Here is a 2,662-nt window from a genome sequence, read left to right as displayed (position 1 = left end):
TTGCATCGTCGATTATGTTCCTGAATACGTTGATTGCATCCTTGCCTGTAACTGTTATTGATGCCACAACGCCTGCGTGATCTCCGTGCACATGGTGATCAACCTTAGCATTATATTTAGCTTTGAGTGCGTCCATGAATTCGCCCAATTCTTCAATAACCTCCTTAGGTAGTTCTGCGATGTGGTAGTGGTGATGGGCATGCTCCTCTTCCTCATCCTCCTCGCCTTCATTATTCTCTATGCCACTAAAGCCGAAGGTCATGCTAATTATGAGTTCAAGCTGTTCGTTTTGGGCTATTCTCTCAATCTCCTTACTCAACCTACGCCACTCCTCAAAGCCTAACTTTATCTGCATCATACTGTAATCCTCCAAAGATTACCCATTAATAAAACTATGTCCTTTGTGGCTCTAGGTGACGTTCTGCCGTGAAAGGTCCGGGTTGGGATGTCTATATACTATGAATAATTGGATATATAGGTCCTTGATCGCACTAAGTATAATAAGAATAAAACTTAAAAAGGTGTTTTTGTACATTATTCGTGCCCACTAAGGGCTTGGAAATCGAACCTGCAGACCTATGGAGGATACTTAAGGCGTCTGGTATAAAGTATGTGAAGTTCATAATAGTAGATATAAATGGCTCACCAAGGTCAGAGATAGTGCCCATAGACATGGCGAAGGACTTGTTCGTAGATGGTATGCCCTTTGATGCATCGTCAATACCATCATACTCCACGGTTAATAGGAGCGACTTTGTGGCCTATGTAGATCCGAGGGCTGTGTATATAGAGTATTGGCAGGATGGTAAGGTGGCTGATGTCTTCACAATGGTCTCAGACATAGCCGATAAACCATCACCGCTCGATCCCAGGAGACTTCTCAATGATGTACTTGGATCAGCTAAGTCAAAGGGTTATGAGTTCCTGATGGGTGTTGAGGTGGAGTTCTTCGTTGTTAAGGAAGATGGTGGTAAGCCTGTACTCGCCGATCCAGGTATTTACTTCGATGGTTGGAACGTGACTGTGCAGTCTCAGTTTATGAAGGAGTTAATAACGGCAATAGCTGAGGCAGGCATAAACTACACGAAGACCCATCACGAGGTTGCACCAAGTCAGTACGAGATAAACATCGGCGCAACTGATCCACTTAGGTTGGCTGATCAGTTAATATACTTCAAGATAATGGCTAAGGACATAGCCCAGGAATACGGTTTAAGGGCAACATTCATGCCCAAACCATTCTGGGGGGTTAATGGTAGTGGGGCTCATACCCACGTAAGTGTTTGGAAGGATGGTAAGAACCTATTCCTCAGTAATACGGGCAAGATAACCGAGGAGTGCGGTTACGCAATAAGCTCCATATTAAGTAATGCAAGGGCATTAAGTGCGTTAGTCGCCCCGTTGGTCAACTCCTACAAGAGGTTGTTTCCTCATCACGAGGCACCAACGAGGATCGTGTGGGGCTATGCAAACAGAAGTGCCATGGTTAGGATACCACAGTATAAAATGAGGATTAATAGGATAGAGTTCAGGCTCCCAGACCCATCAATGAACCCATACCTAGCCTTCGCAGGGGTAGCACTAACAATGCTCAGGGGTTTAGAGGAGAAGAGGGAGCCACCAGAGCCAACGGAAGAAGTAGCGTATGAGTTACCGAATGCGCCCGAAACACCATCAACAATAGAAAGCGCGGTAAAGGAGCTAGAGAAGAGCTTCATAGCCACCGAACTACCAAGCGACATGGTTAAATCCTATGTTAAGTATAAAATGAATGAGTGGGAGGAGTACTTAACCAAGGTAGGTCCTTGGGAGAAAACCTGGAATGTAATAACAAAATGGGAATACGACAAGTATCTAGTGACCGCATGATCAAAAATACCCCTACCTCAAGGTGATGTTTTCCGCGGGTACTCCAAACAGCTCTGTTGGAACATGAGCCGGTCAGACAAATCAACACCCAACGTCCTACACGACTCGTAGAAACCCGTAGGGCAATGAACCCTAGGTGACTAGCGGTGAGCCACTACGGTAAGGGGTTCAGTGAGACCGTCGAGAAGGAGACGGCTGGTCGTGAAACCACTGAAGGTAAATAAATACAACCCACCGTCTCTGGAGAGACGGCTTCCTAGGTTAGTTGATTAGTAAATCATTAGTTATATTATTTAGCAATAATATCGAGGTTAATGAATTTAGCTCTCAACATATATGGCTGGCCTACCTGGCAGGGCATTTCTAGCCCTATTGCCTGGGTCATAGGTTGGGTTAAGAGCGTCCTGAATTACGACTATAGCACCAACCTTATGTCCGATGTACTTGGCTAATTCCCTAAAGGCCGTGAGTTCGGTATCCCTACTCACTATTTTCCTGGGTATCGTACCATCGATGTAGCGAGAGACCAGGTTCGCCACCTTATCAGCAATACGTCTGTACTCAGGCTTATTCACGAGAGCCCTTATCACCTCACCCATGGTCTTACCCTCATCCACCAGTTTCGATGCCTCATTGATGATATCGTAGTACTCATTTGGCGGCCCCACGTAGATGTGCACAGCCTTGGGCGAGATCTTGGTAACCCTAAGTATCTCCTGTACATCCTCGATCGTCCTCTCGACAATATTTATAGCAACATCCAAGTCATCACTTATCAAGCCCTCATCGTACG

At 45.7% G+C, this 2,662-nt stretch carries 1 protein-coding gene and 2 pseudogenes; 1 reads left to right on the top strand and 2 read right to left on the bottom strand.

All coding sequences use genetic code 11. The features are described 5' to 3' along the window. Positions 1-358, bottom strand: a pseudogene (locus B7L70_RS12350) (hypothetical protein); the annotation flags it as partial. A gap of 182 nt (positions 359-540) precedes the next feature. Between B7L70_RS12350 and B7L70_RS12345 the strand changes: the two are divergent. Beyond that, on the top strand, positions 541-1,869 hold the full coding sequence (locus B7L70_RS12345; RefSeq protein ID WP_081228436.1) for a glutamine synthetase family protein: 1,329 nt from the start codon (positions 541-543) through the stop codon (positions 1,867-1,869). A 320-nt stretch (positions 1,870-2,189) separates the two neighbouring features. Here B7L70_RS12345 and B7L70_RS12340 read toward each other — a convergent pair. Further along, positions 2,190-2,662, bottom strand: a pseudogene (locus B7L70_RS12340) (leucine--tRNA ligase); the annotation flags it as partial.

It is taken from the genome of Vulcanisaeta sp. EB80, assembly GCF_002078205.2.
Note: the sequence above shows the minus strand (reverse complement) of the source record. Positions and strands in the feature narration are given on the sequence as shown.